The following is a 2,058-nucleotide window of genomic DNA, read 5'->3' on the forward strand; positions in this document are numbered from 1 at the left end:
TGTCAGAGCTCGTTAGACAAGTCGCTTTCTGTGCTCGTTAGAAATGTCACTCAGGCCAGTTCTCCGGCTTACCTCAAGCAGCGCGGCGGAGCTGGTCAGGGTTGCGCAGCCGCGCTGCGGCATGGCTACAAGCGACCGGGCGGGCAGGGCGCGACTCACGCTGAAGGGCAAAGAACGACCCACTGCCGACATTGCTATATCTTCGTTCAACGTCGCTTCGGCTCCACCAGCGCGACCGCTGGCTGCCCACATGAGTCCGAGCGTGGTACGACGAATACGGTTTGCCTGTATTCCACCTGATGGCCCGGCAAGGTCACTTCGGTCTGGCACAGGACCCACGTTCCCGAAGCATCCTTCCTAACAAACTCGATCACCGCGCGAGTGTTATGCTTGATACGCCAGTGAGATAGCACACTACCGCGAATGTGAGGCTCGACAGCAAGGCGCCTTTGATCAGCGAAGTGGCGCCATAACATGGCTACAAATGGCAAGCTCGCGACAACGAAGCTCAAGCTGATCAGTCCGACTTTAGCAACAGAGGAAGGCGAGGCTGACGTTGTCACGACCATTGCCAGTAGCGGCTGAACCCGATGGACGGTCGTAACGCCTCCATCATAGGAGCCGCAATAGCCTCTATCCACCCATCTAGGAAATTGCCGATCCATCCGGCTGCTTCGCTAGCCGGCCTTGAAGATGCTCTTCCCCTGACCCTGCCGTCGAGGCGCTCGGCCGCTGCGTGACATGTTGAGCTCCTTCTGGCGCTCGGCAATGTAGGCCAGCGTCGCGCCTAACCGTTTGTTCTCGACGATCGCGGCCTGATCGACCTGCTGAACCTTGTCGAAAGTCCGATAAGGCAGGTCAAGGCCCTGGTGCCGGATCGCAAACCGACCATCTGGATAGTCGTAGATCGTGACACGCTGGCGGGCGAGGGTGCGGGTCACCGGCGTCGGTTCAAGGATGAACAGCATCTTGTCGTATTGCAGCGTCAGGTTCTGCGAAACCGTCCGCTCCTCCTTCCAGGCAAAGGCCTCGTCGATATCGTCGTCCCCGGCGAGCGGACGGTGCAGATCCTTGTCGTTGAACGGCACCTTGGCGAAGCGCCGGTTGAAGTCCTCCATGAAGCCCGGCAGGAAGGCGTTCCCGGCCTCGAGCGATGAGATCCCGGCGAGCCGCAGCTCCTTCACCAGCCGGTCTTGCAGCGTGCCATTGGCGCGCTCGACCCGGCCTTTGGCCTGCGGGACGTTGGCACAGATGATGTCGATGTTGAGCTGATCCAGCGCCCGGCCGAACTGCGTCATGCCATTGCCGCCGGTCGCACCGACCTTGTTGACCCGAAACGTCGCGTGCTTGTCAGAGTAGAACGCAACCGGCTTGCCGTGGCGCTGCAAATAGCTCCGCGTCGCGGCAAAATAGTCGAACGTCGACTCTGCCGTGACGAATTGCAGGTGCATCAGTCGGCTGGTCGCATCGTCGATGAAGACGAGCAGGGTGCATTGCGGGCCACGGTCCTCAAACCACCAATGCTGCGAGCCGTCGATCTGGACGAGCTCGCCGACGCAATCGCGCCGGTAGCGCGGCTGATGCACTGGCTTGAGCCGCTCTCGACGATCGCGCCAGATTCCGTCAGCGATCATCCAGCGCCGCACCGTCTCGACGCCCAACCGCAATCCATGCCGTTCCGCGAGCTTCTCTGCCGCCAGCGTTGGCCCGAAATCCGGATAGTTCGCCCGGATCAGCGCCAAAGCCTGCGTCCGGACCGTCGGCGGATAAGACCGGTTGCTCGGCTTGCCACGCTTTTGCGACACCAGGCCGACTGGCCCGCGCCGGCGATAAACCTGCAGCAGCCGAAATACGTGCCGGTGCGTCAGATGAAGTAGCTGCGCCGCGTCGCCGACCGAAATCCGTTCCGCCACAACATCCCGCAGCACCTGAACCCGGTCGAGTTCGGCATGGCTCATCGACACCACCGTCATCACGCAAAGCTCCCAGCAAGCCAGCACTCAGCACGAGTGACATCTCTAACGGGGAGACCGGTGACCTTTCTAACGGGGGCCTACA

At 61.4% G+C, this 2,058-nt stretch carries 1 protein-coding gene; it reads right to left on the reverse strand.

The window, feature by feature from the left end; all coding sequences use genetic code 11:
* Positions 1–677 precede the first annotated feature (677 nt).
* Entirely contained in the window at positions 678–1,973 is a 1,296-nt protein-coding gene (locus GGC47_RS27540) for an ISNCY family transposase (RefSeq protein ID WP_429069940.1), read from the reverse strand.
* Between the last annotated feature and the right edge of the window lie 85 nt (positions 1,974–2,058).

This window comes from Allobosea sp. OAE752 (genome assembly GCF_050433265.1).
GTDB lineage: Bacteria > Pseudomonadota > Alphaproteobacteria > Rhizobiales > Beijerinckiaceae > Allobosea > Allobosea spartocytisi.